This is a genomic window from Methylobacterium sp. D53M (assembly GCF_053345625.1).
This window is the reverse complement of record NZ_JBKFAL010000018.1, coordinates 86,911-102,040: the sequence shown is the minus strand read 5'-3', so window position 1 is coordinate 102,040 and position 15,130 is coordinate 86,911. Positions and strand designations below refer to the sequence as shown.

General features: G+C 69.4%; 20 protein-coding genes. All 20 read right to left on the bottom strand.

Translation table 11 applies throughout. The features are described 5' to 3' along the window. Window positions 1–2: 2 nt before the first annotated feature. The 20 genes from ACLBYG_RS22550 to ACLBYG_RS22455 all read right to left on the bottom strand — a co-directional run bounded on the left by ACLBYG_RS22550 (window position 3) and on the right by ACLBYG_RS22455 (window position 15,130). Window positions 3–521 (bottom strand): lysozyme, encoded by a 519-nt coding sequence (locus ACLBYG_RS22550; protein ID WP_447682971.1) that lies wholly within the window; start codon window positions 519–521, stop codon window positions 3–5. Next, the gene (locus tag ACLBYG_RS22545; protein ID WP_447682970.1) at window positions 521–805 is read right to left on the bottom strand and encodes a DUF7940 domain-containing protein; all 285 of its coding nucleotides are present in this window, start codon (window positions 803–805) and stop codon (window positions 521–523) included. The genes ACLBYG_RS22550 and ACLBYG_RS22545 overlap by 1 nt, the downstream gene beginning before the upstream one ends. A gap of 14 nt (window positions 806–819) precedes the next feature. After that, entirely contained in the window at window positions 820–1,053 is a 234-nt protein-coding gene (locus ACLBYG_RS22540; RefSeq protein ID WP_447682969.1) for a hypothetical protein, read from the bottom strand. Then, window positions 1,053–1,484: a septal ring lytic transglycosylase RlpA family protein gene (locus ACLBYG_RS22535; protein WP_447682968.1), complete on the bottom strand. Its 432-nt coding sequence runs from the start codon at window positions 1,482–1,484 to the stop codon at window positions 1,053–1,055. The genes ACLBYG_RS22540 and ACLBYG_RS22535 overlap by 1 nt, the downstream gene beginning before the upstream one ends. Before the next feature lie 150 nt (window positions 1,485–1,634). Next, on the bottom strand, window positions 1,635–3,176 hold the full coding sequence (locus tag ACLBYG_RS22530; RefSeq protein ID WP_447682967.1) for a GDSL-type esterase/lipase family protein: 1,542 nt from the start codon (window positions 3,174–3,176) through the stop codon (window positions 1,635–1,637). 2 nt (window positions 3,177–3,178) lie between these two features. Next, a complete protein-coding gene (locus ACLBYG_RS22525; RefSeq protein WP_447682966.1) occupies window positions 3,179–3,664 on the bottom strand; it encodes a hypothetical protein in 486 nt (161 codons plus the stop codon). Between the two features lie 64 nt (window positions 3,665–3,728). Then, the gene (locus tag ACLBYG_RS22520; RefSeq protein WP_447682965.1) at window positions 3,729–4,124 is read right to left on the bottom strand and encodes a phage tail fiber protein; all 396 of its coding nucleotides are present in this window, start codon (window positions 4,122–4,124) and stop codon (window positions 3,729–3,731) included. Between the two features lie 37 nt (window positions 4,125–4,161). Further along, a complete protein-coding gene (locus tag ACLBYG_RS22515) occupies window positions 4,162–5,448 on the bottom strand; it encodes a hypothetical protein (RefSeq protein WP_447682964.1) in 1,287 nt (428 codons plus the stop codon). Window positions 5,449–5,511: 63 nt separating this feature from the next. Then, the gene (locus ACLBYG_RS22510; protein ID WP_447682963.1) at window positions 5,512–5,949 is read right to left on the bottom strand and encodes a hypothetical protein; all 438 of its coding nucleotides are present in this window, start codon (window positions 5,947–5,949) and stop codon (window positions 5,512–5,514) included. A gap of 7 nt (window positions 5,950–5,956) precedes the next feature. After that, window positions 5,957–7,732 (bottom strand): hypothetical protein, encoded by a 1,776-nt coding sequence (locus tag ACLBYG_RS22505; protein ID WP_447682962.1) that lies wholly within the window; start codon window positions 7,730–7,732, stop codon window positions 5,957–5,959. 248 nt (window positions 7,733–7,980) lie between these two features. Beyond that, window positions 7,981–8,616: a hypothetical protein gene (locus tag ACLBYG_RS22500; RefSeq protein ID WP_447682961.1), complete on the bottom strand. Its 636-nt coding sequence runs from the start codon at window positions 8,614–8,616 to the stop codon at window positions 7,981–7,983. A gap of 63 nt (window positions 8,617–8,679) precedes the next feature. Further along, window positions 8,680–9,195 (bottom strand): DUF4376 domain-containing protein, encoded by a 516-nt coding sequence (locus ACLBYG_RS22495; RefSeq protein ID WP_447682960.1) that lies wholly within the window; start codon window positions 9,193–9,195, stop codon window positions 8,680–8,682. Beyond that, complete coding sequence (locus ACLBYG_RS22490; RefSeq protein ID WP_447682959.1) at window positions 9,195–10,631, bottom strand: hypothetical protein; 1,437 nt, start codon at window positions 10,629–10,631, stop codon at window positions 9,195–9,197. The genes ACLBYG_RS22495 and ACLBYG_RS22490 overlap by 1 nt, the downstream gene beginning before the upstream one ends. Window positions 10,632–10,775: 144 nt before the next feature. Next, window positions 10,776–11,567 (bottom strand): hypothetical protein, encoded by a 792-nt coding sequence (locus tag ACLBYG_RS22485; RefSeq protein WP_447682958.1) that lies wholly within the window; start codon window positions 11,565–11,567, stop codon window positions 10,776–10,778. Continuing rightward, window positions 11,564–12,694 (bottom strand): baseplate J/gp47 family protein, encoded by a 1,131-nt coding sequence (locus tag ACLBYG_RS22480; RefSeq protein ID WP_447682957.1) that lies wholly within the window; start codon window positions 12,692–12,694, stop codon window positions 11,564–11,566. The genes ACLBYG_RS22485 and ACLBYG_RS22480 overlap by 4 nt, the downstream gene beginning before the upstream one ends. A gap of 2 nt (window positions 12,695–12,696) precedes the next feature. Then, window positions 12,697–13,059 carry a hypothetical protein gene (locus ACLBYG_RS22475; protein ID WP_447682956.1) on the bottom strand — a complete coding sequence of 121 codons (363 nt, stop codon included), beginning with the start codon at window positions 13,057–13,059 and terminating at the stop codon, window positions 12,697–12,699. 9 nt (window positions 13,060–13,068) lie between these two features. Further along, window positions 13,069–13,326: a PAAR domain-containing protein gene (locus tag ACLBYG_RS22470; RefSeq protein WP_447682955.1), complete on the bottom strand. Its 258-nt coding sequence runs from the start codon at window positions 13,324–13,326 to the stop codon at window positions 13,069–13,071. Beyond that, window positions 13,326–13,841, bottom strand: a complete 516-nt coding sequence (locus ACLBYG_RS22465; RefSeq protein ID WP_447682954.1) for a phage baseplate assembly protein V — start codon at window positions 13,839–13,841, stop codon at window positions 13,326–13,328. The genes ACLBYG_RS22470 and ACLBYG_RS22465 overlap by 1 nt, the downstream gene beginning before the upstream one ends. 1 nt (window position 13,842) lies before the next feature. Further along, window positions 13,843–14,913: a phage late control D family protein gene (locus tag ACLBYG_RS22460; RefSeq protein ID WP_447682953.1), complete on the bottom strand. Its 1,071-nt coding sequence runs from the start codon at window positions 14,911–14,913 to the stop codon at window positions 13,843–13,845. Between the two features lies 1 nt (window position 14,914). Beyond that, window positions 14,915–15,130 (bottom strand): hypothetical protein, encoded by a 216-nt coding sequence (locus ACLBYG_RS22455; RefSeq protein WP_447682952.1) that lies wholly within the window; start codon window positions 15,128–15,130, stop codon window positions 14,915–14,917.

Here is a 15,130-nt window from a genome sequence, read left to right as displayed (position 1 = left end):
GATCAGATCCCCTTAAGGCAGAGGGCGCGCTCGGCCTCGCGCCGCTTGACCAGCCCGGCGATCACGCGACCGCCGGCCTTGTCCCACATCATGAAGGCGTTGCAGCTCGCCCGGCGCTCGCCCGCATTCCACAGGCGCACGACGCTCGACTTGCAGTAGGCGCCGGTGCCGATGTTGTAGGCCAGCGAGAGGTGAGCGGCGTAGAGGTCGTCGCCCATCGGCTGGCGGGCGCAGCGCTCGACCGCCGGCGCGAAGTCTTCAGTCAGCCGCTTGAGCAGCATCGCCTCGCACTGAGGCTTGGTGAAGGTCATCCCCATGCGGACGCCCTTGGTCTCCCCGACGCACACGGTCGGGATCCCGACCACGTCGCGGTAGGCCGTGGTGCGCAGCCCCTCGAAGCCCGTGATGGTCGTGCAGGCGAGCGCGGCGAGTGCGGAGCCGGCCACGAGGCGGCCCTTGCCCGACTTCGGCAGGGCGGCGGCAACGGCGGGCGCGGCGCGGCGGAACAGCGCGAACGGCATCAGGCGTCTCCTGCGGGGTCGGCGGCGGGGGCGATGGCAGCCTGCGGCATCAGCCGAGCGAGGCCGGCGAGCGCGGTGCAGACGAGGCCGACGAGCGCGAAGGCGAGGCGTCCGTGCTCAGCGTCGGTGAAGAATTGGCAGAACAGCGCGACGCTTTCGCAGAGGGTCGCGGCGCAGGCGAAGCGCACGGACCACGCGTGCCGCACGAGCTGGCGCCAATTATCGTGCAGGCGGAAGCGCGTGCCGAGACGAGCGAGAATGCCCGCACCGTCAGACGAAGCCATGGTGAGCTCCCTGATCAGAAGGGAATGGAGAGGCGCAGGCGCAGCGGTGCGAGTTCGTCGAGCTCAAGGGTGCGCAGGCGTTCACCGTCGCGGATGAGCAGGCCATTCGGCGCGATCGGCGCCGCGGCCAGGAAGCTCGCCGCGCTGGGCCGAGCCGGCAGGTGCGGGATGCACGGCCGGGCGGCGGCCGCGGCCGGCGCGGCGGACACAAGGATGGCCAGCAGCGCCGCCCAGATCCGGGCCTGCATCAGCGTGACGCCGCGAACTGCAGCCGACCCGCCACCGGGTGGCCGATAATCGCGAGCCGCGCGTGGATCACGCCACGACCGATGATCCCGAGCCGCTCGGCCGCGCCTCGCGCGAGATCCAGCGTGCGACGCAAGCGCGGGTGCGGCCCGCGGTCGTTGACGGTCACCTCGACGCTCCGCCCAGTGGCGATGTCGGTCACGCGCACCCGGGTTCCGCACGGCAGCGTCCAATGCGCCGCCGTCATGCCCTCGGGCCGGAAGCGACCGGCGAGGTGTCCAACCTTTTGGCGACCGCAGGCGACGTCGTTCTTCGTTTGGCCGTGCTCGGAGCCGTACCAGGACACACGGCCCTCCCAGGCCTGGGCGTGGCCGGGCACGAGCAGCAGCGCGCAGGCGATCGCCGCCCGCAGCGCGAGGCGCTGGAGGATCATGGTGGTCTCCGGTGATGTGCTAGGACGGGCGCGGCCCGCCGCTTCCCCACCGATCCCCGCGTGCGGGGCGGCTCCGACCCGGAAGGACGGAGAGCGGCGGGCCGCCACCGTTCCCGAAGATTTCGGGAACGGTCAGGGCTCAGAGGTCGGCTACGCGTTCCAGGCGACGGCGCCCGTCGGCGGCGTGTAGACGAAGGCCTGATCGCCGAAATTGGCCGTCACCGCCGGCAGTTCGGCGTTGCTCTTCATCGTTGCGCCAACGAACAACGCTCCGGTGCCGACGAGGCTCGCGACGTTCTGCGGCGTAGCCCAGGCACTGGCGTTCCGCTTGACTGAGAACGTCTTGGCTCCGAAGTCCAAGAGCAGGCAGATCACGTCTCCGGCCGCCCAGGTGCCGAAATTCGTGTTGAAGGTCGGGCCGATCATCGTCGAACCGCTCGACCACACGCCGGTCGAGTTCCCTGACTGGCCCATATAGTTGGTGAGGGCTTCGGTCGCATTGGCGAACCCGAGGATCAGTCCGTCGGACGATGAGACGTTGACCGTGAACTCGACGTAGCGCACGCCCGAGCTCTTGGACGTGTCCGAGCGGATCGACGCCCAGGTGCCGCCCGCGGTCGAGGCGCGATCGACGCGGGTCGCCGAAGTCCTGGTCACGGCGGCGTTCTTGTCGCTGGCGTTCCACTGGACCGTGGCCCCGGACGCGGCCGCCGTGACAGTCAGGGCGCCGGTGAGCGCCGGGCCCGCCCCGATCGCGCCGGCGAGCGCGCCCGCGGCGACGGTCGAGGTCAGTGCACCGGTGAGATTGCCAACCCCGCTGATCGCGCCGCCGAGCGCCTTGGTGTTGGAGGCGGAGGGCAGCGCCATCGCGGTCTGCGCGAACTGGGCGAGGACCGCGGCGCCGGCCTTCGTCGGATGCAGGCTGTCCTGATAGTAGACCGTGCTGGACGTGTCCTGCATCTGCGAGGCGGTCGCCCAGTCGATGAGGCCGTCCGCGAACGAGGCGTAGTTGTTGCGCAGCCACGTGTTGTAGTTCGTGCGCTGGGTTTCGGCCGAACTCCCCCACCCGGCATAGCCCGTCTCGGGCAGGATGGTGCAGACCCAGGTCGTGTAACCGGCCGACTTCGCCTTGCCGATGACGCTCTGGATGTAGGTCTGGAGATCGGTGGCGAGCGCGCCCGCGCGCAGGTCGTTGCAGCCGCCCATCTGCACGTAGGTGTTCAGGCTCGCCGCGCTGTAGCGGCCCGCGTTGCCCGAGGTCGCCCAGTCCGCGTCGATCGCCTGCAGCTTCTTGCCGTCGACGCCGTCGTTGTAGAACGGCAGGCCCGCGAGCGCGGCGAGCTGCGCCAGCCAGTTGTCGGTGGTCGGCGCGGGCAGCCCATAGCCGCGGGTGATGCTGTCGCCGCTGCCCAGGATCCCGGTGACGGTCTTGGCCGTGCCGGCAACCGTGAAAAGCGGGGTCTGCCCGGTGAGGCTCCAGGCGAAGTAGACCTTGTCTCCGCCGGCGAGCGCCGCCGAGAAGGTGTAGCTCGCAACACCGAGCGCCGAGACGGTGGCGGCGCCGGCGGCCGACCCGTTCTTGTAGGCGGTCGCGGTCGAGCCGGCGGGCACGAGGCCGGTGATCGTGGTCTGCCCGGCAACCGCCGCAGCGGTCACCGACGCGATGCCGGCGAAAGCGCGCTTGAGCGGCATGCTCAGTACTCCCGCGCGTAGAAAGCCTGGCCGGTCGTGGCGCCGATGATCGAGACCGCACCGGTGCCGACGTGCTGCACGGAGGTTTCGTAGAAGTCACCCGCCGCGATCTTGAGGCTGTTCTGATCGGCGGTCGCGGTTCCGAGGCCGTTCACGTACAGGTCGCCGGTCGACTGGTTCTGGACGACGAAGCCGCGCCGGCTCGTGTTGGCCGCCATGAGCTGCTGCGCGGTGCCGCCGGCCGCGATCGTACCGCTGCGGCTGGTGGCCGTGCCGCGCACGACCGTGTCGACCGGCTGAGGCACGCCGCCGGCCGCGCCCTGCACCGTGATGGCGCGGGTGCCGGCGGTCCCGACGGCGGTCTCGACGCTCGTGTCCAGCACGACCGGCAGCGAGCCGGCCGGCGCGTCCTGACCGCAGGCCGGCAGGGTATTGATCGCCGAGCCCGAGGCATCGGACTGGACGGTGATGCTGGTCTGGCCGGCCATGGGTCAGTCTCTCGGGGGTTCGGCGATCAGTCGGGGCTGCGGCGGGCGGTCGGCGGGCGGCCGATCACGCGTTCCAGGTCAGCGCGCCCGCGGCGAAGGAGACGGCGGCGCCGGACGAGATCGCGCCGGCGCCGGAGCCGAGACTGTTGGAGCCGAGCATGTTGCCGCCGGTCGCCGCGTCGAAGACCGCGAAGTGCGTGACATTCGCGACCGCGTTGGCCGCGTTGCCGAAGCTGACCGCGCTGCCGTTGGTCATGCTCTTGCCGGAGGGGGCGCCGTACGTGCCCGCGACGCGGCCGGCGGCGCGCACGCTCGTGGTCACCTCGGTGCCGCCGGTGCCGGCGTCGGTCGGGTCGCCGTTGAACAGGGCGAAGTAGAGGGTCGCTGGGGCCGTCGGCATGGCGGTGCCGCGCAGCCAGTTGAGGTACGCCTGGGCGGCATAGGTCGAATTGCCGGACATGGTCGTGGTCTCCTGAGGGGGATCGGGTCGAAGGGGATCAGGCGGCGAGCGCGGCCATCAGGCGGCCCTTGCGCGCGTTCACGAGGCCGGGCGCGACCGTCAGTGCGCCGCGCGGGCCCAGCGGCGCCGGGATGGCGCCGGCGAGGACAGTCGCGGCGAGGACTGTCAGCGCACCGGCCGGGCCGGCCGCGGACGGCAGCGCGCCGGCCATCGCCACGGCGACGGACAGGGCTCCCGCGAGCGCGCCCGAGCCCGGCACCGCGCCCGTGAGCGCGGTGCCCATGCTCAGGACGCCGGTGGGCCCGCCGCCGCCCGGCAGGCCGCCCGTGAGCGGTATCGCGACCGCAAGCGCCCCGCCGGGGCCGCCGCTGCCCTGCAGCGCGCCCACGAGCGGGATCGCCACGGTAAGGGCGCCGGGGGCGAGCCCGTCGGCACCGAGTGCGCCAGCGAGCGCGCGGGCGAGCCCGAGCGAGCCGACGGGGCCTGCGCCCGCCGCGACCGCGCCGGACAACGCCACTGGGCCGACGACGCCGAGGGCGCCGGTCGGGCCGCCACCGCCGGCTAGTGCACCCGCCAAGGCGGCGACGCCGGCGTTGACGATCGTGAGACCACCGGTCGGGCCGCCGAGCCCGGGGAGCGACCCAGCCAGCGCCGCGGCCGCGATCCGGCTGAGATTGCCGCCGATGAGACCGCTTCCCGGGATCGCCCCGGACAGCGCCACGACGGTCGCGCCGGCGCCGCCCAGCACCACCCAGACGAGGGCGCCGTTCACGACGCGCATGCCGAAGGTCTTGCCCTCGTCGGCGATCGGATCGAAGGCCGGGAGCGGGAAGCCCGGTCCCTGAGGTCCCACCACCAGCGCGGACCCGGCGACCGGCAGGATTTGCGAGGCGGACCCGAGTACCGCCTGAAAGCTACCTCGAGCCGCTGCTACGGCCGGCGAGTCCGTGGCGGGGATGACCGCGAAGCTCGTCCGGCCCAACGTCTCAGGATCGCGGGTCGAGCCCGCGACCGTCCGCTTGACGTCGGCGTACAGGGTGACGGGTGTAGGCAGGCCGTTTGTCGCGGCAGCGAGCCAATCGCCTCGCATCGCCCGCGTGATGGTAAGTACGAGGCGGTCGGAGAGGCCGTTAGCGTCGGCGGTCCAGTCGATCTGGCGTGCGCCACCGTAGCCAGGGACCACAACCGTACTGTCGAGCGCTACCACTGCGCCACCGAACCGGTCGGCGACTGTCGTGGTGAGATGGGAGCCGGCCAAGTTCAGCGCGGGCTTGAGCGGCACGACGACCAGCCAGCCCGCGGTGTCGATGACCGTGGTGGCCATGAATGGAGACCTCGTTCGGGCGGGATGGCAGGGTGGGGGCGGCGTGCGCCGGCTGTCCGCGGATCAGGCAGCTATGGCGGGGCGATCCCGAAGTTCGTCGAGCCGAGCGTTCAGGTCCGCGATCACGGCTGCGGTCGAAGCCGCAAGCTGCTCGCGCGCCTTCTCTGCGGCCTCGGCTTGGCCCTGCAGGGCCATGACCTGCGCGGCGCTGGCCGCCCGCTCATCGTCCAGCGTCTTCTGCAAGGCGGCTAACGCACCCTGCAGGTTCGCGACCTGCGCCAGCGCCTCGGTGTTGATGGCGGCGAGGATGACCGGTAGCGGGAAGCCCGCCGCCGCTGCCTGCTCCGGCGTCATCGGGTCGCTTACGACGGCCGGGATCGGCGCATTGAAGTCGTCGACACCACCGGTGGCCATCAACCGGATATGCCACGCTGCGGGCTGGTCGCTCCCGGCCGGGCGACCCCGCCACAGGAACTCCTCGATGTGGATCGCGCGCGCCATGGTGCCCTCAGGCCGAGACGGTGATGTTGGTGCCGATGATGCGCCACGCGGAGCCGCTGTCTTCGACGACGCAGCCCGTGCCGGAGCCGGAGGTCTCGACGGTGCCGCCCGACTTCAGCGCGCAGCCGTTGCTTGTTTTCGCGATGCGGCCCGATGTGCCGGGCGTCGGCAGCGTGGCGACCGTGTAGACCCCGACTTTCACCGGCCCGGTGAACGATCCCGCCCCGGCCACGGTGATGCCAGAGGCATCGGCCGTGAGGCGCTGCACGCTCGCCGTTGTCAGATAGACCGTGGTCGGCGCCTGGACCTGGAGGAAGCTCCCCGAGGTCGCCATGATCGTCCGGGAGCCGCCCGCGAGGGCGACGTCGCCGGCGATCGCCGCCCCATAGCCCGCGACCGGCGCCATGCCCACGCCGAGCCGCGCCGAGGCGTCGACTTGGATCCCGACTGCGCCGTTGACCGCCAGGCCGACGCCGCCATCGGCAGGGAACCACAGGCCCGAGCCCTGATGGGCGGCCGACGTGAACGCAGGCTGGCTGACGCTGTTGCTGCCGTCGACGTAGACGCGGCGGATGTTCCCGACCAACCCGGTCGAGGTGATGTACGGGCCGCCGATCGGCAGCGGCTCGCCATCGGAGACGGCGTATTCCGAGTAGACGTTGCCCTGCGTGCCCGGCACGCCGCCATCGCCGTGGATGAAGGCGCCCGAGAAGAAGTTGTCACAGGGGAAGATCGGGTTCGTCGTACACTGGACGTACCAGATCGACTTGCCGCCCGTGTTCGGGTTGGCGCCGTCATGACAGAAGACGTTGTGGAAGCGGTTGTTGTCCGCGAACTCCAGGACGATCGCGCCCCAATTCGGATCACCGCCGATCTCGAAGCGCCCGCCCCAGAAGTTGTTGCGAGAGCAGCCGACGTTGTTGGCCTCGCCGCCGCGCAGATGCACGGCGCACGCGCTGCTCAGCGTGTGTCCGATGGCCTCGAAGCCGTAGAAATTGTTGTCCATGCAGCCCTGCGTCAGGCCGCTGAACAGCGGGCCGTCGATGCAGCGCAGGAACGTGCTCTTGGACCGGCTCCGGATCGGCTTGTAGCCGTACCGGCAGTCGTAGGTGTGGATGATGTCGACGTTGACGTTGGCGAGGTCGTTGCCGTCGACGAGTACCCCCATGAGGATGTCGGAGGAGTGCAGCGGGCCGCGCACCGTGACGTGGTTCTGCCCCTGCGGACCGGTGTACAGCAGGCGGGTGCCGACCCGGGGCGTCCCGAACAGCCCTGCGCTGACCCCGCCGCGTCCGCCCTTGGACCGGATCGTGAAGCAGCTCTTGGTCGAGAGCGTGGTGTTGGTCCCGTCGCCGACCGTCCACCCCACGTTCGGGATGTCGCCCAGGGGCAGGATCAGGGTCCCGCCGATCGGCGTCAGCGAGAACGCGAGGTCCAGGGCATTCGAGTTGATCACACCCGGATGCACCGGGTTGTACGTGGACCGGTTGCCGGCCACGAACGCGCCGGGCCGCGCCGGATCGATCAGTGAGATCCCGTCCGTCGCGACGTTCGGGACGACGCCGCACCAACCGGCGTCGATCTCGCCGCTCGACAGGTCGAACTGAAACCAGTTCCCGGCCTTGTCCTGGACGGCTCCGGGTCCGGAGCCGTTGGCCGCGCGGATGAAGTGGGCGCCCGCCCCGTAATCCCCCGCGGTCTTGTAGCCGGCCACGCGGAAGGACGTGACGAAGATCGTGGTGTTCGGGATGTCGGCGCGGGTGATCCCGACGAGCGAGAGCACCGGTGCGATAGCGTCCGCCAGTTGCTTCGGAACTGCCGTTCCTGCCAGCAGGATGCTGAGCAGTGAGGCGTCGCCACCGTTCTTATCGAGCTTCCCCGAGACGTCCGGCGTGATGCCGTCTCGCCCCGGCGCGCCCGCGGCACCCGGCGTGCCGGGCTGCCCGACCGGACCGGGCGCCCCTGCGGGGTTGATCTGCGTGGGAGCCGCGACAGGAACGGCCGACTGCCCCAGAAACGCGAGGGACGTCATCATGGCAGCGAGATCCCAGGCAGCACGACGACGGAGGCAGGGCCACTGGCGGCCATCAGGTTGATCGGGCCGCCGTCGCTGGCCGTGGCAACGATGTCGGTGACGAAACTCGGCGCGGCGGAGAGCGGAAGCTTCGCGACCGCGTCTTGGCCGACGCTTCCGGATAGGACGCCGCTCGTGCCGCCATTGATCAAGCGACCGTTGGCGGTCGATGCCTCAAGCAGAACGTTGCCGGAGCCAGAACTGTCACGCGGGGCACGCAAGATCTGCATCAGGAAGGCGATGCCGGTGATGTCCAATGGCAGTGGCTGGAACGTCACGCCGACCAGCGCGCCCGACTGGGTCGCTGGCGCTGAAATCTGCACCGACGTCGACGATGGGATCCCAGAGATCGTCGCCCCGGCCGGCACGCCGTAGCCGGCCACGGGCTGGCCCGTGACGAGGCTCGCGACCGTCTGCGTGCTCAAGCCGGCCAAAATGGCGCTACCTGCCGTCATCGCGCAGGCGGCAACTAGCGGCACCTGCGGCCCCGCCGGATACGGGAACGCGATCCCAAATGTGAACACGCTGTTCTTCGTGATCGTGAACGACGTGCGCGACCCGTCGATCTGCGGGAGATTAAGGATCTGGGTCATCGCTCGTCCGAGGCGTGAAGAAGACGCTGTACCGGTTGGGCGATCAGCCGGAGATCACCGCGCTCAGGCGTTGGCCGGCCATGCGGCCGCGTCGATCTGCTCGGTGGACGTGACTGTCGGTGGGTCCGCCGTGATCGCAGCGTCGAGATCTTTCTCGGTCTCGAATGCCGCCTGGACATGCGCGCCGACGGCGAGAGCAAGCGCCTTCACTTGGTCGGCCGAGAGGGTGACCCAACCCGAGGACGCTTTGAACTGGACCGAAGCCGCGCCGGAGGCGGTCACGTAGGCGAAGGCGTTGCCGATCATCGCTTGGCTGTCGCGGTCGGTCGCGACCTTCGCGCCATTCGCGACGATGCCGCCGGTCTCGACCGCGAAGCGCTTGGCCGCCGCGTAGGCGACGAGGCCGGCGGTCGCGAGCGTGGTGACTTTGGCCGCATAGCCGGAGAGGTCGATGTCCGGGAGCGCGTCATAGGCGATGAGTGCGTCCGTTTCAGGATCGCGCACCTCGAAGAGCGATGTGGCGCCGAGTGCCTGAAGCGCGGCCACGTTGCCGTGTTGGGTCGCGTCGATGCGCTGCATCAGGTCGGCTCCACTTCGGCAAAGACCAGGGTCGCGACGGGCACCGATGCGTATCCGCTCTCATCCGTGTTGTTCGGGTTGAACACGGTAGTCCACGCGGTGGCATCGTTGCGATAGAAGTCGAGCGAGCAGTTGTACGTCGCCGCGGCGAGCGGCGATGCTTTCGTGCCGAGCGTGCGCACGATCGTGTTCTTGATCGCCGTGCCGGGGATCGCGTTCGAGGCCGTGATCTCGTAGGCGTTCGCGCCGAAGTTCAGGTGGAACAGCGTCGGGCCGTTTGAACTCGCGGTGCGGCACATGAACTCCGCCCAGACCAGTACGAGGCTGGTCGGGCTCTTCTTGGCGTACGAGAAACCTGTCCATCCGACCGCGACCGCGCCCACGCCGGACTGAGACAGCGGCACCCGGGTCGAGGTGTTGAACTGCTGAACGTTGAAGATGGCCTTGGCCGCCTGAGCGATCGGCGTCGCATTGCTGGTGGACGCGCCGTCGCTCAGCGCAGGTCCCGCCAGTCGATAGGCGGCCCCATCGAAGATGATCCGGAACCGATTTCCGGCCGCGATGTCGCCTGCCGCCGGGGCGCTACCGTCCCGCTTGAGGAGCGCGACCGTACCGAGACCGTCGTTGATCGTCGGCGAGGTCGTCGTCGAGGTGAACTTCGGCAGGACGGTGAGCTCCGTCCCCTCGGGGCGCGCAGCCAGCGCCGGCACGGGCGCGACCACCAGGGCGTTCGCGACGCCCGTGTCCTTCACGTAGGTGTAGCGGTTGGCCTGGACGCCGGCCGGGATGTTCTGGAGGGCATCCGCCACGAAGGGCGCGCCCGTCGCGACGGCGATGTTGCCCGAGATCGCGGTCTGGCCCTGGGTGAGGGTCACGACGAACAGCGGGGCGAAGCCGGGGTCCGCGGTCGGGGTCGTCTGCGAACCTGAGGTCGCCGGGATCCCGTACTTGGTCTGGATCTGGGCGACGCCCTTGATCACGGACGTCTGCGGCAGGTTGTTACCGCCGACGCCGGTCAGGGGAACGTCGGGGTTGGCGGCGTTGTAGTAGTTGAAGACCTGCTGCGTCGTGGACTTGTCGTCGGAATAGGCGACCTCGATCAGCACGTTGACCGCGGTCCCGACCGTAGTCGGCGCGACCAGCGTCAGCGGGGTGATCTCGCGCGACAGTCCCTGCTTGAGCACCTGATGGGTGTCGGCGTTGAGCGCCGAGATCGCCGCGCTCTCAAGAGCGGCCATCTGGTAGACCATGCCGGGCCCGACGTTGACCGTCATGGACGCGGGCGATGTCGGCGTGCAGGTGAAGCCGGCGACCACGGAGTTCTGGCCGAACACCGCCTCCGAGACCTTAGCGAGCCCCTCCATCGCGAAGCGCGCATTGAGGAGAAGGTCGAGGATGTCGGGATTGGCGTCGATGTAGGAGAGGCGGCGATCCATCTCGAGAGCCCGTGGTCGCGAGTAGAGAGAGCCGAGGCGCGCGGCGCGCGTCGGCGGAACCGCGCGCTGGGCAGGCGGCTCAGGCTGTTTCGGAGAAGCGGGGACGTGCGGATGGACGGGCGTGAGAGCCGCGTCAGAGCACCGTCACGGGTCGATGTGCGTCCACGCGATCGTGCCGGCGGCGACGGTCTGCGCGATGGTCGCGTAGATCTCGGCGTCGGTGACGCGTTCCTGGCCTGCGGAGTCGACGTAGAAGCCGCGGCCCGGCGACTTCCCTCCGGATGCGTTCGGGCTGCCGCCCCAGGTCATGCGACCCGTGTTGTAGGCTCCACACGGGCCGACGGTGACGACACCGCCCCCGCCACGTCGCACGCGCACCAAGATCTGGTTGCGCATGTCGAGGGAGCCCCAGTGACCGGCGCCCACCGATCCACCGGACGCCGCCCGCGGCGTCGCGTACGCGAAGGTCCCACGCCCGTAGCGCGAGCGCGCGGCATTGTAGCCGGAGACCCGCACCGCGGCCTGAGCCACGCCCGCGTAGGCCATGCGGCGGTTCCAGGCGCCGTTGTCGCCGGGGTTCCACGGCTCGCGCAGTTCCGGCGCGATACCCGTCAGGTCCGTCACCGCCTGGGTGATGGCGGCGCGCGTGTTGCGAGGGCGGAAGACCTCCTTGCGGACACGAAGCTGGAAGCTCGCGTCGGGTTCGTTCATGCGGCGCCGGAACTGAGCGCCGAACAGGTCGAAGGCGGCGAGATCCAGGAATGCCCCGGTCGCCGACATGACCCGCGTCTGCAGCTTCGCGAAGGCGATCAGCCCGAGCACGAACACGAGCAGCGCCGCGATGCCCGACAGCAGCCCGTCGAGGATCGGATCGTCGTCCGGAAACCACGGAGGCAGGAGCGCTCGGAGCCGCGCGAGCATGTCCGCCTGGGTCATGTCGCCGGGTCCACCACGAGGTTGCCGACCTTGATCGTCTGACCTGCGGTCGGGATCAGATCGCCCGTGCCGCCGTTGAGCAGCAGCCCGGTGACGTTCGTCACGCCAGGCGAGGCGTCGTAGGCGATCTGGTCGAGGCGCGAGTAGCGCAGCTTGTTCGCCTGTCCGAGCCCGTTTACCGCGAGCGAGACTGCGCTCTGAACCGCCGAGACCACCGCGTCCGGCGCGTAGCCGTCGCCGACCTCGACGATCATCTGGATGTTGGCCTGCAGGCGCTCGGCGGGCATCACGACCGTCTGCACCCCGCCCGCCCGCACCGCGTTGACGGCGGCGCGAGCGCCGGCGAGCACGTCGGCCGGCATCGCACCGGACCCATCATCGACGTAGACGGTAACGATGCCGGGCACCTCGGTGATCTGGCAGGTCAGGCCCTGCTGCAGGTTGATCACCGCGGACTGGATCGCGGTCGGGGTCGCCTTGGCGAAGGAGGCGATGTACGGCCGGAACCGCAGACGGAAGGCCGCATCGCTCTCGGCGTCGACGCCTGTAATGAAGGCGGCCGCGTTCGTGACCGTGTCTATACCGACCCCGTCGCTGCTGCGCGCCTGCGTGATCTGGCCGGCGACCACGTTCCACGCCGAGCCGTTGATCGCGCTGAGCGGCATCTGCGCCTGGACGGGGACGTCCACAGAGAGGGTTCCGGCCGGCATGACGTAGCCGCCGAGCGCTGCGCTGTAGGCCGGGTTCGTCGTGTCAGCGTAGACCGCGAAGACGAGGCTGGCGTCGCCGGTCTGGACCTGAAAGCCCACCGGGACGACGAGTTGGACGTTCGCCGAGAACCGCGTGCACGTGACGAGGCCCGTCGCGGCGCGCGCCGGAAGCCGAAGGAAGAACCAGTCGGCGAACCACGTGTCGAGATCGGCGCCGCGTGAGGTCGCCGCACGGGTCAGCGTCAGGACGTAGACGACGATGCTCTGGAGCCAGAGTGCGAGGTCGGCGGTCGCCTCCGCCACGGCGCGGAGCACGGCGCCGACCGAGAAGTCAACGAGTGCCTTGGCGCGGCCCTGCACGCCTGCGGCAAAGTTCTGTGTCAGGACCGCGAACGTCCGGACGGGGATCGCGGCCATGGTCAGGATGCCTCGAAGGAGAGGGTCTGCTGCTTCCCGGTCGCCGCGTCGGCGTAGACGATCCGGACGAAGACGCCGTTGAGGATGGGCGAGACCGTGATGATCGGGTCCGGATCCTTGGCGACCGCGGCCTCCAGGAAGATCTGCGAGCGGATCAGGGCCTCGATCGCGTCCGTGTCGAGATCGTCGCCGACCCGGGTCTGCACGCCCGCCCCGTACTCGGTGTGCTGGATATACGTGCCAGCCACCGTGAGGAGCCGCCGCAGCACGCGCTGCACGCCGCGTTGCGTCCCGTCCACGAGAGCGAGATCACCGGTCGGGGAGACCTTCAGTCCTGCCCCGTACATCAGGTCCAGGTCGGGCATGATCAGCTCTCAGTCGCAGGACCAGCGCTGGGCGCCAGAGATCAGGGTGGCGCCGCAGGCAGTCGTATCGCCATGGCGCGCAATGGGCTGACCCTCGCATTTCCAGCGGCCGGAACCCGCGTTGATGGCGTTGGGCCCGTGGATCGGACAGGCGTAGGTGTCACCCAGCCTAGCGATTGGAAGCCCCTCGCACTTCCAGCGTCCAGAGCCGCTGGTCACGGTTCCGCCGTGTGAGCCAGCATCGCCTTGCCGAACGACCAGGGACATCAGGCGAGGTTCCCGCCACCGGCCGCCGTGATCGTGAGCCCCTGCTCGATGTCGTGCTGGAGCGACTTTGCCTTGAGGTTAACCTTGCCGTCCTTGTCCCAAAATAGCGAGCCGCCGGTCGAGTGATTGAGCGTGATCTGCCCGTCTTTGTCGAACATCAGAGAACATTTCGACTTGTGAAAAATGCCGATCTCGCCGGACTTCACCTTTGGCGGCTTCTGATCATCGGAAAAGATGCGCCCCATCACCACGGGAGCGGAGTGGTCGCCTTCGATGAAGCCAAGTACGACTTGGTCACCCTCGGTCGCGCCGATGGCGAGGCCATGCCCGTCGCCGACGTGGAGAGAACCGAGCGGCATCCATCCGGTCTCTTGTCCCTCTGGCTGGATCTTGACCTTCACGGAATGGGTGTCAGGATCGTAGCTCGTCACTTCGGCGACGCGGATCGGCGCGCGCGCGTTGGCGGGCTGCGCAGCCTCGCGGCGCACCATGTTCCAGAGCCCGTCGTCAGACATCTCACTCGTCACTCATCGCGCGCCCCTTGGACGCGGCTTTGGCGGTCACGAGGCAGCGATAGCCCTCCTCGTTGTTGAGGCGGTGCTCCACGCTCTCGTTGTCGTAGTCCTGATCGAACGACGTGCCCGTGCCCGACAAGCGCGTGCGCATCCGCGCCCGGATCTTCGTGTCACCAGGCAGGTTGAGCGTGATCGCCCGTTCCTGCTTGGTCGCACGACGCAGCCGCTTCTCGGCGATCCGGGAGGCGCGGTCCTGCTTCAGCCCGGGCGCTTGGTACTCGTAGGTGATGCCGTTGCCGTTCTTGCCGACACCAGTCGCGGCCGCGAGGGTCTTCTTTCCCTCGACCTGCTTCTTGGTTCTGTGGTCGTGCGACTTGACCTTGACCGTCGTCTTGCCGGTCAGGTCGAGGTTCCGAACGCCGGCGAGCGTGATGCTCGTCCCGCTTGCGGCCTCGTCCTCTGTCGGTTCGGTGTACTCGACCTCAAGCACGGGCCCAGCGGTGTCGCCATCCTTGTCGAGGTAGAGCGTGTCGCCGTCCAGGACGGCGTCGAGCCCTTCGGCGTCGGCGATGTAGTTGAGCAGATCCCAGTCGGTCAGGTCGCGCGGGTGATGCACCGCATCGATATTGTAGCGTCGGCCGGACACCGCGGTATCGTCACCGCCCTCGACCGTGACGCCGTGCTTTTTGGCGACCTCGGAGGCGACGTCCTTGCCCTTCTTGTTCCTGAAAGTCTGGGAGAGCGCGCGGCTCTCCATCATCTTCTTCGACTTGTCGTGACAGTCTAGGTTGATCCGGCGCTGGAACCAGTCCGGCCGCACCGTTGTGACCGAACCGGTGAAGATCACCTCGGTCTCGTCCGGGTTCGCCCCGATCGCGAACGCGACCTCGATCTGCGGCGTGTCGCACCAGTAGGCGAGATCTCGCCCTTCCGGCAGGCCGGACATCGCCAGAACGGCGTGCGCCGAGTTCGACTTCGCCTCGCGCGTGAGATGGACCTCGATGGAGGTCGCCTCGACGATGGCGCCGCCGACCCTCAGGAAGCCGCGCGGGCTGCGATCCCGACCCGGCATCTCAGGCTCCGACCACGCCAGAGCGCTGCGCTCCAGGCTTCGGCTTGTCGGGGATCACGAGGTCCAGCGCGCCGACGATGAACGGGTCGAGCAGGCCGTTCGCCTGCGCGATCACGCTCCACAGCGTGTGGTCGCCGTATTCCTCGGCCGCGATGGCGAACAGGTTTCCGCCCGACACGGAACGGGTGCGGACCGTGCGACCGACCTGAATGGCCAC